The sequence below is a fragment of the Neorhizobium galegae genome, assembly GCF_017877055.1.
Lineage (GTDB): Bacteria > Pseudomonadota > Alphaproteobacteria > Rhizobiales > Rhizobiaceae > Neorhizobium > Neorhizobium galegae_D.
The window spans coordinates 119,076-135,149 of sequence record NZ_JAGIPG010000006.1; the positions used below are offsets into that span (position 1 = coordinate 119,076).

13 protein-coding genes are annotated in these 16,074 nt (G+C 59.8%); 3 read left to right on the plus strand and 10 right to left on the minus strand.

The window, feature by feature from the left end; genetic code table 11:
• Position 1: 1 nt before the first annotated feature.
• Complete coding sequence (locus J2857_RS28790; RefSeq protein ID WP_210013493.1) at positions 2-1,933, minus strand: propionyl-CoA synthetase; 1,932 nt, start codon at positions 1,931-1,933, stop codon at positions 2-4.
• Between the two features lie 105 nt (positions 1,934-2,038).
• Positions 2,039-2,698 carry a YggS family pyridoxal phosphate-dependent enzyme gene (locus J2857_RS28795; RefSeq protein ID WP_210013494.1) on the minus strand — a complete coding sequence of 220 codons (660 nt, stop codon included), beginning with the start codon at positions 2,696-2,698 and terminating at the stop codon, positions 2,039-2,041.
• A 177-nt stretch (positions 2,699-2,875) separates the two neighbouring features.
• Between J2857_RS28795 and leuS the strand changes: the two genes are divergently transcribed.
• Genes leuS through holA form a run of 3 tightly spaced genes read left to right on the plus strand, consistent with a single transcriptional unit; the run spans position 2,876 to position 7,084 of the window.
• A complete protein-coding gene (gene leuS / locus J2857_RS28800) occupies positions 2,876-5,506 on the plus strand; it encodes a leucine--tRNA ligase (protein ID WP_210013495.1) in 2,631 nt (876 codons plus the stop codon).
• 40 nt (positions 5,507-5,546) lie between these two features.
• Positions 5,547-6,065: a hypothetical protein gene (locus tag J2857_RS28805; RefSeq protein ID WP_210013496.1), complete on the plus strand. Its 519-nt coding sequence runs from the start codon at positions 5,547-5,549 to the stop codon at positions 6,063-6,065.
• A complete protein-coding gene (gene holA, locus J2857_RS28810; RefSeq protein ID WP_210013497.1) occupies positions 6,053-7,084 on the plus strand; it encodes a DNA polymerase III subunit delta in 1,032 nt (343 codons plus the stop codon). The genes J2857_RS28805 and holA overlap by 13 nt, the downstream gene beginning before the upstream one ends.
• Before the next feature lie 10 nt (positions 7,085-7,094).
• On the opposite strand, the gene J2857_RS28815 is transcribed toward holA, so the two are convergent.
• From J2857_RS28815 to hemE, 8 genes are all read right to left on the minus strand, one after another.
• Positions 7,095-7,976 carry a ParB/RepB/Spo0J family partition protein gene (locus J2857_RS28815; RefSeq protein WP_210013498.1) on the minus strand — a complete coding sequence of 294 codons (882 nt, stop codon included), beginning with the start codon at positions 7,974-7,976 and terminating at the stop codon, positions 7,095-7,097.
• Between the two features lie 27 nt (positions 7,977-8,003).
• On the minus strand, positions 8,004-8,795 hold the full coding sequence (locus J2857_RS28820) for a ParA family protein (protein WP_210013499.1): 792 nt from the start codon (positions 8,793-8,795) through the stop codon (positions 8,004-8,006).
• 15 nt (positions 8,796-8,810) lie between these two features.
• Entirely contained in the window at positions 8,811-9,428 is a 618-nt protein-coding gene (gene rsmG / locus J2857_RS28825; protein ID WP_210013500.1) for a 16S rRNA (guanine(527)-N(7))-methyltransferase RsmG, read from the minus strand.
• Positions 9,428-11,308 (minus strand): tRNA uridine-5-carboxymethylaminomethyl(34) synthesis enzyme MnmG, encoded by a 1,881-nt coding sequence (mnmG, locus tag J2857_RS28830; protein ID WP_210013501.1) that lies wholly within the window; start codon positions 11,306-11,308, stop codon positions 9,428-9,430. The genes rsmG and mnmG overlap by 1 nt, the downstream gene beginning before the upstream one ends.
• A gap of 43 nt (positions 11,309-11,351) precedes the next feature.
• Complete coding sequence (gene mnmE / locus J2857_RS28835; protein ID WP_210013502.1) at positions 11,352-12,656, minus strand: tRNA uridine-5-carboxymethylaminomethyl(34) synthesis GTPase MnmE; 1,305 nt, start codon at positions 12,654-12,656, stop codon at positions 11,352-11,354.
• 86 nt (positions 12,657-12,742) lie between these two features.
• A complete protein-coding gene (rho, locus tag J2857_RS28840; RefSeq protein WP_110118995.1) occupies positions 12,743-14,008 on the minus strand; it encodes a transcription termination factor Rho in 1,266 nt (421 codons plus the stop codon).
• A gap of 193 nt (positions 14,009-14,201) precedes the next feature.
• On the minus strand, positions 14,202-14,747 hold the full coding sequence (gene hemJ, locus J2857_RS28845; RefSeq protein WP_210013503.1) for a protoporphyrinogen oxidase HemJ: 546 nt from the start codon (positions 14,745-14,747) through the stop codon (positions 14,202-14,204).
• On the minus strand, positions 14,744-15,778 hold the full coding sequence (gene hemE, locus J2857_RS28850) for a uroporphyrinogen decarboxylase (protein WP_210013504.1): 1,035 nt from the start codon (positions 15,776-15,778) through the stop codon (positions 14,744-14,746). The genes hemJ and hemE overlap by 4 nt, the downstream gene beginning before the upstream one ends.
• Between the last annotated feature and the right edge of the window lie 296 nt (positions 15,779-16,074).

Below are 16,074 nucleotides of genomic sequence, written 5' to 3' on the forward strand. Positions count from 1 at the left end.
TTCAGGCGCTCTGTTTCAGGCCGTTGCCTTCGCGGGCATAACCGTTGGCCTTCAGGATCGCGGTGATCTCGTCCAGCACCGTCGCATCCTCGATCGTCGCCGGCATTTTCCACGGCATGTCGTCGGCGATCTTCTGCATCGTGCCGCGCAGGATCTTGCCGGATCGGGTCTTGGGCAGCTTGTGCACCACCATCACCGTCTTGAACGCCGCGACCGGGCCGATCTCGTTGCGCACCAGCGCGGCGACTTCCCGGGCGATATCAGAGGTTTCCCGTGAAACATGGTTCTTCAGCACCATAAAGCCGCACGGGATCTGCCCCTTGGTCGCATCATGGACGCCGATCACGGCGCATTCGGCGACATCGGGATGTTTGGCACAGACTTCCTCCATCGCCCCGGTCGAGAGCCGGTGGCCGGCGCAGTTGATGATGTCGTCGGTGCGTGCCATCACGAAGATATAGCCGTCCTCGTCCATCATCCCGGCATCGGCGGTCTTGTAATAGCCCGGGAACTCCTCGAGGCAGGCCTCGCGGAACCGCTGGTCGGCATTCCAGAAACTGACCAGGCAGCCGGGCGGCAGCGGCAGCTTGATGACGATATTGCCGAGCGTTCCGCGCGGCACCGGATGCCCTGCATCGTCCAGAACATCGAGCGCATAACCGGGCATCGGCCGCGTCGGAGAGCCGTGCTTGACCGGCATCAGCCCGAGCCCGACCGTGTTGGCGGCAACCGGCCAGCCGGTCTCCGTCTGCCACCAGTGATCGATCACCGGGATCTTCAGCTTCTGCTCGGCCCATTTCAGGGTTTCCGAATCTGCCCGTTCGCCGGCGAGGAACAGCGCCCGCATGCCGGTCAGGTCGTATTTCTCGACCAGTTCCCCGTCCGGATCGTCACGGCGGATAGCGCGAAAAGCCGTCGGCGCGGTGAACAGCACTTTCACGTCATGATCGGCGACGACGCGCCAGAACGTGCCCGCATCGGGCGTGCCGACGGGCTTGCCCTCGAAGATGACGCTGGTATTGCCGGTCAGAAGCGGCGCGTAGACGATGTAGGAATGGCCGACCACCCAGCCGATGTCCGAAGCCGTCCAGAACACCTCCCCCGGCTTGACGCCGAAAATGTTCTCCATGCTCCAATGCAACGCCACCATGTGCCCGCCATTGTCGCGTACGACCCCCTTGGGCTGGCCCGTAGTCCCGGACGTGTAGAGGATGTAGAGCGGATCGGTCGCCATGACCGGCACGCATGGCATATCCCGGCCCCGCGCCCCTTCAATGGTCTTTGAGAAATCCAGCTCTCCCCGCTCCGGCCGCAGCTCCGCCTGGAGTTGCTCGCGCTGCAGGATAAGGCAATGTTTCGGCTTCACCCGCGCAAGCTCGATCGCCTGGTCGATCAGGGGCTTGTAGGCAACCACCCGGCCCGGTTCCAGGCCGCAGCTCGCGCCGATCACCAGTTTCGCTTCCGAATCGTTCAGTCGTGCCGCCAGCTCCTGCGCCGCAAACCCACCGAACACCACGGAATGTACCGCCCCGAGCCGCGCGCAGGCCAGCATCGAAAAAATCGCTTCCGGTACCATCGGCATGTAGATGACGACGCGGTCGCCTTTTTCGATGCCGAGATCCTGCATGGCCGCGGCAATCGCCTTCACCTCGTCGAGCACTTCGGCATAGGTGAAAGCCTTCTGCTTGCCGGTCATGGCGCTGTCGTGGATGAAGGCGCGCCGCCCGCCGCGACCGGCCGCCACATGCCGGTCGAGGCAGTTGTAGCAGGTATTGGTCTCGCCGCCGGTAAACCAGCGGCCGTAGACGCCCTGATCACCGTCGAAAGCCTTCTCCGGCTCTTTGAACCAGTCGATGGCGGTGGAAGCGCTTTTCCAGAACCCTTCCGGATCCTGTTGCCAGCCCTCATAAACGTCGAAATAGCGGCTTTGCATCTGCACCTCCCGTCACATGAGCACAGCCCGGAAAGGCAATCTAGGGTGCTCCGGAGGTGCGGGAAAGCCCGACGAAAGCGCTAGGCACTTGGCAAACGTCTATTTTCAGCGCGAGCCGAAGATGGCTGAGCCGACGCGAACGCTGGTCGCGCCGAACTCCACGGCCGTCTCGAAATCACCCGACATCCCCATCGAGAGCTTTTCGACGCCGCATTCCTTCGCGAGCTTGGCGAGCAGCGCGAAATGCGGCCCCGGATTTTCCTCGGCCGGCGGAATGCACATCAACCCTTCGATCGAAAGCCCGAGCTCGTTGCGGCAGAGATCCACGAATGCGACGGTTTGCTTCGGCTCGATGCCCGCCTTTTGCGGCTCCAGACCGGTATTGACCTGTACATAAAGCTTTGGCGCCTTGCCCTGCTTGCTGATCTCGTCGGCAAGCGCCCGGGCGATCTTTTCTCGGTCCACCGTTTCGATGACATCGAACAGCGCCACGGCATCCGCCGCCTTGTTGGATTGCAACGGCCCGATCAGATGCAGCTCGAGATCCGGCGTCTCAACCTTCAGCTCCGGCCATTTGCCCTGGCTTTCCTGCACGCGGTTTTCGCCGAACGCCCGCTGCCCGGCGGCGATCACCGGGCGGATGTCTTCCGCATCGAACGTCTTCGACACCGCCACGAGCGTCACCGACCCCACAGGTCGCTTCGACAAGCGTTCCGCCTTCCCGATCCGTGCCTTCACATCCCGCAGCCGTTCTTCGACGCTCATGGCAATACCTTCCGCTTTTCTTGCAAGCCCAGCGCTTAGCCCTCATATAAGGCTCTGCCAAGGGTGTTTCGCCCTAAACTTGACCTTTCCCGACCCCGTAAAACTTGACGCTTGCGGGGTTTCATGGTGAAGGTCTCGCCCGACTCCTAGATCTTATTTTCCCGGAATATCATTGAAATGGCGACTGAACGTTATAATCCGCGCGATGCCGAGCCCCGTTGGCAGCAGACCTGGAACGATGCCAAGGTTTTCGAAACCGACAACAGCGATCCGCGCGAAAAATACTACGTTCTGGAGATGTTTCCCTATCCGTCGGGGCGCATCCACATGGGCCATGTGCGCAACTACGCCATGGGCGATGTCGTGGCCCGCTACAAGCGCGCCCGCGGTTTCAACGTCCTGCACCCGATGGGCTGGGACGCTTTCGGCATGCCGGCTGAAAACGCCGCCCGCGACAACAAGGTGCATCCGAAGACCTGGACCTACCAGAACATCGAATCCATGAAGGCACAGCTGAAGGCCATGGGCCTGTCGCTCGACTGGAGCAGAGAATTCGCCACCTGCGACGTCGAATATTACCAGCAGCAGCAGCACCTCTTCCTCGACATGATGGAAAAGGGCCTGGTCTACCGCAAGCAGTCCAAGGTCAACTGGGACCCGGTCGACCAGACGGTTCTCGCCAACGAACAGGTGATCGACGGCCGCGGCTGGCGCTCAGGTGCCTTGGTGGAACAGCGCGACCTGGTGCAGTGGTTCTTCAAGATCACCGATTTCAGCCAGGATCTGCTGGACTCGCTCGACACCCTCGACCAATGGCCGGAAAAGGTCCGGCTGATGCAGAAGAATTGGATCGGCCGCTCCGAAGGCCTGACGGTCCGCTGGGAAATCGTCGGCTCGACGGCACCCGCCGGCGAAAGCGAGGTCGTGGTCTATACGACCCGCCCCGACACGCTGTTCGGTGCCTCCTTCCTGGCGATCGCCACCGACCATCCGCTGGCCAAGGCGGCCGCAGCACAGAATCCGGCTATCGAAGCTTTTGCCGAAGAATGCCGCCATCACGGAACCTCGCTCGCGGCATTGGAGACGGCCGAGAAGAAGGGCATAGACACAGGCATCCGCGTCAGGCACCCGCTCGATCCCTCCTGGGAGCTGCCGGTCTATGTCGCCAATTTCGTGCTGATGGATTACGGCACCGGCGCCATCTTCGGCTGCCCGTCCGGCGACCAGCGCGACCTGGATTTCGCCCGCAAATACGGCCTGCCGGTCGTTCCGGTCGTCATGCCTAAGGACGGCGATGCCGCGACCTTTACCGTCGGCGACACCGCTTATGTCGATGACGGCGTGATGATCAATTCGCGCTTCCTGGACGGCATGACGACGGACGAAGCCTTCGAGACCGTCGCCAACCGCCTGTCGGAAACGCTGGTCGGCAACATGCCGCAGGGCGAGCGCAAGGTAAACTTCCGCCTGCGCGACTGGGGCATTTCCCGCCAGCGCTACTGGGGCTGCCCGATCCCGGTCATCCATTGCGATGACTGCGGCGTCGTGCCAGTGCCGAAGGCGGACCTGCCGGTGAAGCTGCCGGACGACGTCACCTTCGACCTGCCGGGCAATCCGCTCGACCGGCATCCGACCTGGCGCCATGTCGCCTGCCCGCAATGCGGCAAGGATGCTCGCCGCGAGACAGACACAATGGATACGTTCGTCGATTCGAGCTGGTACTTCACCCGCTTCACGGCGCCCTGGGAAAAGAACCCGACCGATCCCACCGTCGCCAATCGCTGGCTGCCGGTCGACCAGTATATCGGCGGCATCGAGCACGCGATCCTGCATCTGCTCTATTCGCGCTTCTTCACCCGCGCTATGCGCGAAACAGGCCACGTGGATGCCAAGGAGCCCTTCAAGGGCCTCTTTACGCAAGGCATGGTCGTGCACGAGACCTATCGCCGCGGCTCCGGTCCGAACGGCGAATGGGTCGCTCCGGCTGATATCAAGATCGAGGAGATCGACGGCAAACGCCGCGCCACCATGCTGAAGGGTGGCGAGGAAGTGACGATCGGCTCGATCGAGAAGATGTCGAAGTCGAAGAAGAACGTCGTCGATCCCGACGATATCATCGCCTCTTACGGTGCCGATACCGCTCGTTTCTTCGTGCTGTCCGACTCTCCGCCGGACCGCGACGTCATCTGGTCGGAAGCCGGCGTGGAGGGCGCACATCGTTTCACGCAACGTCTGTGGCGGCTGATTTCCGAGGCCGCCGAAAACCTGGTCGGCGTCGATCCTGCGCCGGCTAAGGACGGTGAGGCATTGGCGATCTCCCAGCTCGCTCACAAGACGCTGAAGGCGGTTCAGGGCGATTATGACAAGCTTTCATTCAACAAAGCCGTGGCGCGCATCTATGAACTCGTGAACGCACTTGCCGCGCCGCTTGGCCGGGTCGCAGCCGGGGAGGGTGATACCGCCTATCGCGCTGCCGTTCGCAATGCCTCGGAGATCCTGATTCAGCTGGTGGCGCCCATGACACCGCATTTGGCCGAAGAATGCTGGGCGACCCTCGGCAACAAGCAGTTGCTCTCCCTGGCTCCCTGGCCGGACTATGACGAAACCCTCGTCATCGAGAACGAAGTCACACTGCCGGTCCAAATCAACGGCAAGAAGCGCGGCGAATTGACAATCGCGCGCGACGCGGATCAAAGTGCGGTCGAAGCTGCGGTTCTGGCGCTGGATGCGGTCAAGGCGGCACTTGAAGGCCGGGCGCCGAAGAAAGTCATCGTCGTCCCACAGAGGATCGTAAACATTGTCGTTTGACCGCTCTCTTCGTCGTTTTGGGTTCGTATCCAGCCTGGTAATGCTGACAGTGCTTGCCGGCTGCCAAGCTCGCCCGCTTTATTCGGAGGCTTCCGGCACGGGCGAGCGCCTGGCATCCGTTGGCTTCGAGCAACCCCACACCCGCATCGACCAGGTTGTCCGCAACCATCTGGTCTTCCTGACCTCCGGCGGTGCCGGCGAGTCGGCCCGCCCTGCTTACAACGTGCAACTGGCCACGAAGAGCACGGCCTCGAGCATCATTGACGACGAGAACGACGCGGATGACGACAACGTCTCTCCGACCGGCGTACCGGTCCCCGGCCGCGTCCAGGTGGAAGGCACCTACACGATTACCCGCACCAGCGACGGGCAGGTCCTGAAGTCCGGCAAACGTCAGGTCGTTTCACTCATCGACATCTCCGGCCAGGGCTACGCAGGCCTGCGTGCCATTCGCGATGCCGAAAACCGCGCCGCAAGAGAGCTTGCCGAGTTCATCCGCGCCGAGATCGCGATTGCGCTTTCGCGCGAACCTCAGCCGCAGACGGTATGGCAGAAGTAAAGTCCCACGAATTTGATCGGTTTGCCGAGAAGAGTGCGGAACTCTACAAGATTTTCGTGATCTACGGCCCGGATCGTGGTCTCGTTTCCGAACGCGCAGCATTGATCGCAGGCAAGACGGGCATCTCGCAGGACGATCCGTTCGCGATGCTCAAGCTCGACGTTTCGGACCTGCAGGGCGATCCGGGACGGCTTCTCGATGAAGTGAATTCAATGGGCCTTTTTGGCGGCTCGAAGCTCGTCTGGCTGCGGGGTGCTGCCAATGAAAAACCGCTTCTGGACACGATACAGGTTTTGGCTGACGGCCCGGCTCCAGCCAATATCCTGATCGTCGAGGCCGGCGACCTCAAAAAAGGAAGCGGGCTGCGCAAGATCGCTGAACCCTCCCGATCCATCGCCGTCATTCCCTGCTACGCGGACGATATCAAGGCCTTGAACAGTCTCATCGATTCGGAATTGGGAAGCGAGGGCCTCAGGATCAGCCCCGGCGCCCGCCAGAGGCTCCTGGAGTTGCTGGGGGGAGATCGCGTCGCCTCCCGGAACGAGATTCGTAAACTCGCGCTTTACTGCCGTGGCACAGGCATGGTCGAAGAGGCGCAGATCGATGAAATCATCGGCGACGCGAGCGCAGTTTCAGCCGATGAGGCTGTCGACGCCATCCTTGGCGGCGATTTGCCCGGCCTGCATCGCGCCATACAGAAGATCGTCTCGTCGAAGACACCGGTTTTTCTCGTCCTGCAATCCTGCCTGAAACAATTTCAGCTGCTGGATCTGATGAAGGCGGAGATGGAGGAGAATAAGCTCCAGACCGCCCAGGTCATGATGACGCTCGGCAGGCATATTCACTTCAAGCGGAAGCCGATCATAGAAAAAGCGCTGCGAACCTGGAGCTCGCCAGCACTGGCACGTGAAACGGAAAGGTTGCAGGCTGCAATTCTGATGTCGCGGCAAAGGCAGAGCCTCGAACCCAATATTGCGTTCCACACGCTGATGGCGACAGCTATTCAGTCAACTCGCTGAATAGGTTAGGCTATCGCCGTTCCAGAAGGCGGCATATCTCCTCGAGCTGTTCAAGCGTCCGGTAGCCGATCCTGATCTGCCCCCCACCGTTCTTGTGGTTGATCTTCACGTCCAGACCAAGGGAATCAGAAAGGGTGCGCTCCAGCGCAAGCGTATCCGAGTCCTTTTGTTCCGCTTTCGAAACGGTTGTCGGTTCCGATTGAGCCTTGATGTCGTTCTGAGCCAGCTTTTCAGCATCACGAACCGACATCCCCTTGGCGATGATCGTCCGTGCCAGCGAAGCCGGGTCCGATGTTGTAATCAATGCCCGGGCGTGACCCGCCGAGAGGCTGCCTGCTGCCAGCATATCCCGCACCGGTTCGGGTAGCTTCAACAAACGGAGGCTATTGGCGACATGGCTTCGGCTTTTGCCGATGATCTCACCGAGGTCGTTCTGCGTATACCCATGTTCGGCAATCAGCTGATCATAACCGAGCGCCTCTTCCAGCGGATTGAGATCTGAGCGCTGGACGTTTTCAACGATGGCGATTTCAAGCGCCGTTCGATCATCCACGTCGCGAACGATGACGGGAATTTCAACCAGTCCGGCGAGCTGAGCCGCCCGCCAGCGCCGTTCGCCGGCGATAATCTCATACTGATCTGCGCCCCGAGGCCGAACGACGACCGGCTGAACGATACCATGCTGCCGAATAGAGCTTGCGAGATCCTGCAGCTCGCCCTCATCAAAGCTTCGACGCGGATTCTTCGGATTGCGCGACACATGCTCGATCGGCACCATCCGATCCGGGTTGACACTGCGGGCACCACTGTTGACAGGTGCCGGCTGGTCCATCTCACCGATAAGAGCCGCAAGGCCGCGCCCAAGGCGCCGTTTCGAAAGGTCGTCGTTCATCTTCACTACTCACTTGTCTGCAAAGCTTCAGGCTGCCTTGCGCCTGCGTTCCCGCTGGATGACTTCGGAAGCCAGCTGCAAATACGCCTGGCTGCCGGCGCATTTCAAGTCATAAAGGATAGCGGGTTTACCGTAGGACGGCGCTTCCGAAACGCGAACGTTGCGCGGAATCAACGTATGGTAGACCTTCTCGCCGAGATGTGTCCGGACATCATTGACGACCTGCTGGGCGAGGTTGTTTCGCGCATCAAACATCGTCAGGACAATCCCTTGAATATCGAGTGAGGGATTGACGCTGCGGCGCACCTGATCAACGGTTTCCAGCAACTGGCTCAACCCTTCGAGGGCGAAGAACTCGCATTGCAAGGGAACAAGCACGGAATGGGCCGCGGCCATCGCATTCATCGTCAGCAAGTTGAACGAAGGGGGGCAGTCCAACAAAATGTAGGAATAAGCCAGTGCATCATCACCATTCAGGGCGACTCGAAGCTTGAACGCCCGATCGGAAGCTTGCGAAATCTCCATCTCGAACCCGAGTAGGTCCATCGTCGACGGGACGATGTGAAGATTCGGAACGGCCGTCTCCAACGCAGTTTCCGCGATGGAGTTGTAACCCATCAAGAGATCATAGGAGGAAAGTTTGCGATCACGGCGCTCTATGCCCAGCCCGGTGCTGGCATTGCCCTGCGGATCAAGATCCACGATCAGGACACGCTCCCCGATAGCAGCGAGCGCAGTCGCCAAGTTGATCGCCGTCGTCGTCTTACCGACGCCGCCTTTTTGGTTGGCAATCGTGATGACCCGATTTCTTTCAAACATGCGGCACCTGAAAATCTAGGGTTCTTTGTGCCTTAAATTACCAATCTCGAGGATAACTGAATCTGGCTCGACGGCACTCTGGTGTTTTATCAGATCGAATACCCAACGACCACGGGCTTTCTCGACTTCCGCCGCGTAATCCCGGCCTTTATGAAAAAAAGCTCTGGTTTCTTTGCCGATCATCCACGCCGATGTATAGGACAACAAGGGATCAAGCTCGGCAAGGGCTCTAGCAGAGATGCGCTCGCAATCCGGAAGAGCCGTGGAGGCTGATTCGATTCGCAGAGGATGGACAGATCCCCGTGCCCCCGTCTCACTGAGCGCCACCCGAAGAAACGCCGCCTTCTTCTGATTGCTCTCAACCAGGTGAACCCATCCATCCCGCGCCTCCGCCAGGAAGATCGCGGTGATGACGCCCGGGAAGCCGCCGCCGGAACCAAGGTCAAGCCATTTATATGGCAGGGGAGAAAGCTGGAAGATCTGGGCGCTATCCGCGATATGGCGTTGCCACAATTCCTCCAGAGTGGATGGAGCGACGAGGTTGATGGCTTTCGCCCACTTTTGGAAAAGCGCAGAGAAATGCTCAAGCCTCTCCTGCGTTTCACGTGAAACACTCTTGCCGTTCAGAAGCATTACAGGACTCGCTTGAGGCGATGCGGCGCAGCTTCTTCCTTGCGAAGTAGTGCGAGGATCAGGGCAAGGGCGGCTGGCGTCATCCCATCAACTTTACTCGCCTGTGCGAGATTCCCCGGATTTGCAGCCGTCAGCTTCATTTTAAGCTCGTTAGAAAGCCCGGGAAGCCCTGAAAAATCAAAGCCTTGCGGAATAATACGAGCTTCGTCCCGATGGGTAGCATGAATATCAGCGGCCTGCCGGTTCATATAAACCGCATAGGACGCCTCAATTTCCAGGGCCTCTCCCACCTTAGGCGACAACTGTGCCAGTTCGGGCCATATCGCGGCGAGGCCTTTCCATGATTGGTCAGGATAAGCCAGCAACTCATAAGCGGTCCTGCGCTGCCCGTCTTTGTTCAGCTTCAGCCCGAAAACATCGGCTCCGTTGGGGGTGATATTGCGGGCTCGAAGCAGTTCGCGGCCCGCGTCTAACGCTTGCGTATAGGCGCGCAACTTTGCGGCCCGCGCCGGCCCGACACAACCCAGTTGGATCGCCTTTTCCGTCAGCCGGACATCCGCGTTGTCGGCTCTGAGCGATAGTCGATATTCGGCACGGGAGGTAAACATCCGATAAGGTTCAGTCACGCCGCGTGACGTGAGATCATCGATCATGACGCCGATATAGGATTCGGCGCGGCTGAAGTGATAGGCCTCACCGCCGGAAGCCTTGCGCGCAGCGTTCAATCCCGCAACCAGTCCCTGCGCCGCTGCTTCCTCATAACCCGTTGTGCCGTTGATCTGTCCGGCAAGGAAAAGGCCTGGAATCTTCTTCACTTCCAGAGCCGCGGTCAGTTCGCGGGGATCGACATGATCATATTCGATCGCATAACCGGGCTGCATGATCGTCACCGCCTCCAGGCCCGGAATTGTGCGAATGAAGGCTTCCTGGACGTCGGCGGGGAGGGATGTGGAAATGCCATTCGGATAAACGGTCGGGTCGTCCAACCCTTCCGGCTCCAGAAAGATCTGGTGCCCGTCCCGTTCGCCGAAACGAACGATCTTGTCCTCGATCGAGGGGCAGTAGCGCGGGCCGATCCCTTCGATCTGGCCCGAATACATCGCGGAACGGTGAATATTGTCCGAGATGATCCGGTGCGTCGCATCCGTTGTGCGCGTGACACCGCAAGCAATCTGCCGGGTGGTGATCCTGTCGGTCATGAAAGAGAAAGGCACCGGATCGTCGTCGGCTTCCTGCAAGCCGACACGGCTCCAGTCGATCGTATTTCCGTCCAGTCGCGCCGGGGTGCCGGTCTTCAGCCGACCGAGCCGCAAGCCAAATCGTGCCAGGGTTTCCGACAATCCCAGCGAAGGGGCCTCACCCACGCGACCTGCAGGAATTTTCTGGTCACCGATGTGAATCAGGCCGCGGAGAAAGGTACCAGTCGTCAGAACAATTGTTCCGCACCCGAATCGACGTCCGTCCGTCATTTCGACCGAACTCACCCTGCCGCCCTCGACCTCGACATCGAAGGCGTCTCCCTCGATGACGGTGAGATTGGCATGATCGAGAATTTCACGCTGCATCGCCAGGCGATAAAGCTTGCGATCGGCCTGGGCCCGTGGCCCGCGCACCGCAGGTCCCTTCTTGCGGTTGAGAAGTCGGAACTGGATTCCCGAGGCATCCGCCACGCGTCCCATCAATCCGTCGAAAGCATCGACCTCACGCACGAGATGACCCTTACCGAGACCACCGATCGCTGGATTGCACGACATCACGCCGATCGTCTCTCGCTTATGGGTTACCAGTGCCGTTTTCGCACCCATGCGTGCGGCCGCGCTCGCGGCCTCACAACCTGCATGTCCGCCACCGATGACGATTACGTCGAATGTCGTTTCCATTTAGCCACCTTTGAAACCGCGCGAACGCTCTGTTTCACGTGAATCACTTGCCGATGCAGAACTGCGAAAAAATCACGTCAAGGAGCTGCTCCACATCGACCCGGCCGGTGATGCGGCCCAGGGACGATGCCGCAGCCCGAAGGCTTTCAGCGCGAAGATCCAGCTCCCGGCCGTTTAGCGCTTCTGCGATAAAATTGGAAGCCTCTTGCAAATATTGGAGGTGCCGCCGCCGATTGGGGACCAGCGACCCGGACCAGGTCTTCCGCAGCTTCTCGAGGATCAAAGAACGAAGTTCCTCCAGCCCATCTCCGGTTTGGCTGGAAATAGTCAGGTCGTATCGAGCCGACGGCCCGCGCATATCCACCTTCGTGCCCACCCGCAGCACTTCGGCTCTCACCTCATCCAGAATCTGTTTCGAGGCCGAATCGATCTCTTCGAGCTGCAGAACGAGATCTGCTTGCTCAATCGCTATCTTCGCCCTGCGAACACCTTCCTGCTCCACCCGATCCGCGCTGTCGCGCAAGCCGGCCGTATCGAAGAAGCGGACGAGATACCCCTCCATGTCGATATCGATATGCAGAAGGTCCCTTGTCGTCCCGGCGATCTCCGTAACGATGGCGACATCCCGCTTTGCCAATGCATTCAGGAGGCTGGACTTGCCGGCATTGGGCGGCCCGGCGATAACCACCTTATATCCGTCCCGAATAATTTCTCCGGCTTTCGCAGAGGCGATATGCTCTTCAATCTCAAGATAGAGATCGCCGGCTTCAGCCCAGACCATGTCCGAAACCGATCCCGGAACATCGTCCTCATCCGCAAAGTCGAGTTCCGCCTCGATCAGGGCGCGCGCACGGGTCAATCTCTCCGCCCAGTTCATATAGAGCGCCGACTGCCCGCCAAACCCCTGCTCGACCGCCAGGCGCCGCTGCATCTCGGTCTCAGCAGCAATCAGGTCCGCCAGGCCCTCGACCTCCACCAGATCCAGCTTGCCGTTCTCGAATGCGCGGCGTGAAAACTCGCCTGCCTCCGCCAACCGGAGCCCGATCGCCTCCAGTTCCTGATAGACAGCCGAGACAACGGCGCGGCTGCCATGCAGATGTATTTCCACGCAGTCTTCACCGGTGAAGGAGCCAGGACCGGGAAAAGCCAGGACCAGGGCCTGGTCGATCACCAGACCGTTGCGGCTCCGAATCGTTTTGAGCCCCGCCTTCCGATCGGCAGGCAGTTCTCCAGCCAGGCCCACCGCCGCCTCAAAGGCGCGCGGACCGCTCAGACGCAACACCGCGACACCTGCCGGCAAGGTGCCGCTGGAGAGGGCAAAGATCGTGTCGTTGTCTGCCTGGGCCATGGGATCAATTTATCAGAGGCGGCTCTAAATTGAAAAGCGCCCGGCAAGACCGAGCGCTTTTTGATAAGTGTGAATCCGGCTAAGGATCAGGTGTTCATCGAGTCGAAGAAATCGCCGTTGGTCTTCGTCTGTTTCAGCTTGTCGATCAGGAACTCGATCGCATCCGTGGTGCCCATCGGGGCGAGGATACGGCGAAGCACAAAGATCTTCTGGAGATCCTGGCGCGGCACCAGCAGGTCTTCCTTACGGGTACCGGACTTGAGGATATCCATCGAGGGGAAGATGCGCTTGTCGGCGACCTTGCGGTCGAGAACGATTTCCGAGTTGCCAGTGCCCTTGAACTCTTCGAAGATGACTTCGTCCATGCGGCTGCCGGTATCGATCAGCGCAGTCGCAATGATCGTCAGCGAACCGCCTTCTTCGATGTTACGCGCGGCACCGAAGAAACGCTTCGGGCGCTGCAGGGCGTTGGCGTCCACGCCGCCCGTCAGGACTTTGCCGGAGGAGGGAACGACGGTGTTGTAGGCGCGGCCGAGGCGGGTGATGGAATCGAGCAGGATGACGACGTCGCGGCCGTGCTCGACAAGGCGCTTCGCCTTTTCGATGACCATTTCGGCGACCTGCACGTGACGCACGGCCGGTTCGTCGAAGGTGGAAGAAACGACCTCGCCCTTGACCGACCGCTGCATGTCCGTGACTTCTTCCGGACGTTCGTCGATCAGCAGGACGATCAGATAACATTCCGGATGATTGGCGGTGATCGAGTGGGCGATGTTCTGCAGCAGAACGGTCTTACCGGTGCGCGGCGGTGCGACGATCAGACCACGCTGGCCCTTGCCGAGCGGCGCCACCAGATCGATGACGCGGGCCGAGAGATCCTTGGAAGTCGGGATCTCCAGTTCCATCTTGAACCGCTCGTTCGGATAGAGCGGCGTCAGGTTGTCGAAGTGGACCTTGTGGCGGATCTTTTCCGGATCGTCGAAATTGATCGTGTTGACCTTGAGGAGGGCAAAATATCGCTCGCCTTCCTTCGGTCCGCGGATCGGACCTTCCACCGTGTCGCCGGTCTTCAGCGAGAAACGGCGGATCTGGGAGGGTGAGATATAGATATCATCGGGACCGGGCAGATAGTTTGCGTTCGCGGAACGCAGGAAACCAAATCCGTCCTGCAAGACCTCGACCACGCCTTCGCCGATGATTTCGACGTCCTGGCTCGCCAGAACCTTGAGGATCGCGAACATCAGCTCCTGCTTGCGCATCGTGCTGGCGTTCTCGACCTCCAGTGATTCGGCGAAGGTCAGCAAATCGGTAGGGGATTTGCTTTTGAGTTCTTGAAGCTTCATTTCAGCCATGAAGGGGGGACCATATTGAGAATTTCGGGGGAATGTAGGCGTGTCGGTGAAATTCGCTACCGCCGAAGATGAACCGGGGAGGACGGGAAATTACACGCATGCCACGAGATGAGATGGCGAGGAAAATAGCGATTCACGTGGAACGCCGCAAGGGGCAAGACGGAAATCTTGCCAAGAAACAGCGAGCCGGGGTTCAGAAGGGTTTCACGATCACCAGAATGACGATCCCGATCATCAGAACGGTCGGAAGTTCATTCATCATACGCCAGTAACGCGGCGCTTTCCGCGGACCATCGACCGCAAAGCTGCGCACCGCGCGACCAAACAGCACATGCACCATTGTGAGCAGCACCACAAGCCCGATTTTCGCATGCAGCCAGCCGCCACGAAATTCATAGACGTCCCAGGCGAGGTAAAGACCGAGTACCCAGCTGATCATCATCGCCGGGTTCATGATGATCCTCAAGAGCCGCTGCTCCATCATCTTGAAGGTCTCGGACTGCGCCGAACCGGGCTCGGCATCGCTGTGATAAATGAACAGCCGCGGCATGTAGAGCAGGCCAGCCATCCAGGACATTACCGCGATGACGTGGAAAGCCTTGATGTAGAGAATGAAGTTATCGGGCTGGGCGAGATAGACCGCGACCAGGATGCCGACGAAGACGGCAAGAGCGGTGAACGCCCGCAATGCCGAACGCCGCCCTGCCACCTTGCCCGCCTGCAGTTCTTCCCCGCTCACGCGTTGGCTCCCCGCACGCGTTCGATCAACTGGCGCACATGATCCGGATTGGCTTCGGGCGTGATGCCGTGGCCAAGATTGAAAATCAGCGGGCCATTCCCGAGTTTGTCGAGAATGGCGTCGATGCCGTCTTCGAGCGACTTGCCGCCGGCAACCACGCGCATCGGATCGAGATTACCCTGGACCGGGCCATCCTTTTGGAGTTCGACCGCAAACGAAAGCGGCACCGACCAGTCTAGACCGATCGCGTCCGCCCCGGTCTTCTGGCGGTAGGATTTCAGGTTCAGGCCGGCGCCCTTGGCAAAAGCAATGATCTTCGCCTGCGGGCGCTGGCGGCGGATAATCTCGATCATCCGCGCAACGGGCTTCACCGCATAGGCTTCGAATTCTTTCTCCCCCAGGACACCTGCCCAGGAATCGAAAATCTGAACGGCATCCGCGCCGGCATCGATCTGGGCGACCAGATATTCGGCGGAGATTTCGGCAAGCAGCGAGAGAAGCTTCTCGAAGGCTTCGGGATGGCGATAGGCAAATAGCCGGGCAGGGGCCTGGTCGGGCGTCCCATGGCCGGCGATCATGTAGGTGGCAACGGTCCAGGGCGCGCCGCAGAAGCCGAGCAGCGTGGTTTCCTCAGGAAGTTCCCGCCTCAGCCGGCGAACGGTCTCCATGACGGGAGCGAGATGGGCAATCACCCCTTCACTCTTCAGCCCCTGGATACCGGCGACATCGATCGGGTCCATCTGCGGACCTTCGCCCTGCACGAACCGCACGTTCCGGTGAAGCGCATCCGGGATGACCAGGATATCGGAAAACAGGATCGCTGCGTCGAAACCGTAGCGCCGGATCGGCTGCAAGGTCACCTCGACAGCCAGATCCGGCGTGTAACAGAGATCGAGAAAGCTTCCTGCCGCAGCCCGTGTCTCCCGGTATTCGGGCAGATAACGCCCTGCCTGTCTCATCAGCCAGACAGGCGGTGGACTGACGGTCTTGCCTTCCAGCACCTCGACGATCTTCCGGTATGCGCCGGTCAATGGGTTCTCCCTAAAAACAAAGAAATGAATCTTAAAAGGTTTTCTATTTCTTAGAGTCGGTGGGTAGCAAGGATTAAAGTCAAAACACAGCCGACGCGACGATCCGCCGCTTTGGGCCCGCTCAAAGGAGAGAAAATCGCATGTCGCGCGGGTTTGCCGGGACAGCGTGAATTTCGCCAGTTATTTCAGAGGCATGTCGCTCCAGCCAATCGGAGCTATCTGTGGATAAGCTGGGGAGAAAAAACAGCCGCAGGGAGCTTGTCCCCGGAACACACAAGACCACCTGATCCGCATCC

What these genes read in the sequence shown, in the direction of transcription:
- J2857_RS28790 (WP_210013493.1), bottom strand. Translation starts at nt 1,933, where the DNA reads ATGCAAAGCCGCTATTTCGACGTTTATGAGGGCTGGCAACAGGATCCG.
- J2857_RS28795 (WP_210013494.1), bottom strand. Translation starts at nt 2,698, where the DNA reads ATGAGCGTCGAAGAACGGCTGCGGGATGTGAAGGCACGGATCGGGAAG.
- leuS (WP_210013495.1), top strand. Translation starts at nt 2,876, where the DNA reads ATGGCGACTGAACGTTATAATCCGCGCGATGCCGAGCCCCGTTGGCAG.
- J2857_RS28805 (WP_210013496.1), top strand. Translation starts at nt 5,547, where the DNA reads ATGCTGACAGTGCTTGCCGGCTGCCAAGCTCGCCCGCTTTATTCGGAG.
- holA (WP_210013497.1), top strand. Translation starts at nt 6,053, where the DNA reads ATGGCAGAAGTAAAGTCCCACGAATTTGATCGGTTTGCCGAGAAGAGT.
- J2857_RS28815 (WP_210013498.1), bottom strand. Translation starts at nt 7,976, where the DNA reads ATGAACGACGACCTTTCGAAACGGCGCCTTGGGCGCGGCCTTGCGGCT.
- J2857_RS28820 (WP_210013499.1), bottom strand. Translation starts at nt 8,795, where the DNA reads ATGTTTGAAAGAAATCGGGTCATCACGATTGCCAACCAAAAAGGCGGC.
- rsmG (WP_210013500.1), bottom strand. Translation starts at nt 9,428, where the DNA reads ATGCTTCTGAACGGCAAGAGTGTTTCACGTGAAACGCAGGAGAGGCTT.
- mnmG (WP_210013501.1), bottom strand. Translation starts at nt 11,308, where the DNA reads ATGGAAACGACATTCGACGTAATCGTCATCGGTGGCGGACATGCAGGT.
- mnmE (WP_210013502.1), bottom strand. Translation starts at nt 12,656, where the DNA reads ATGGCCCAGGCAGACAACGACACGATCTTTGCCCTCTCCAGCGGCACC.
- rho (WP_110118995.1), bottom strand. Translation starts at nt 14,008, where the DNA reads ATGGCTGAAATGAAGCTTCAAGAACTCAAAAGCAAATCCCCTACCGAT.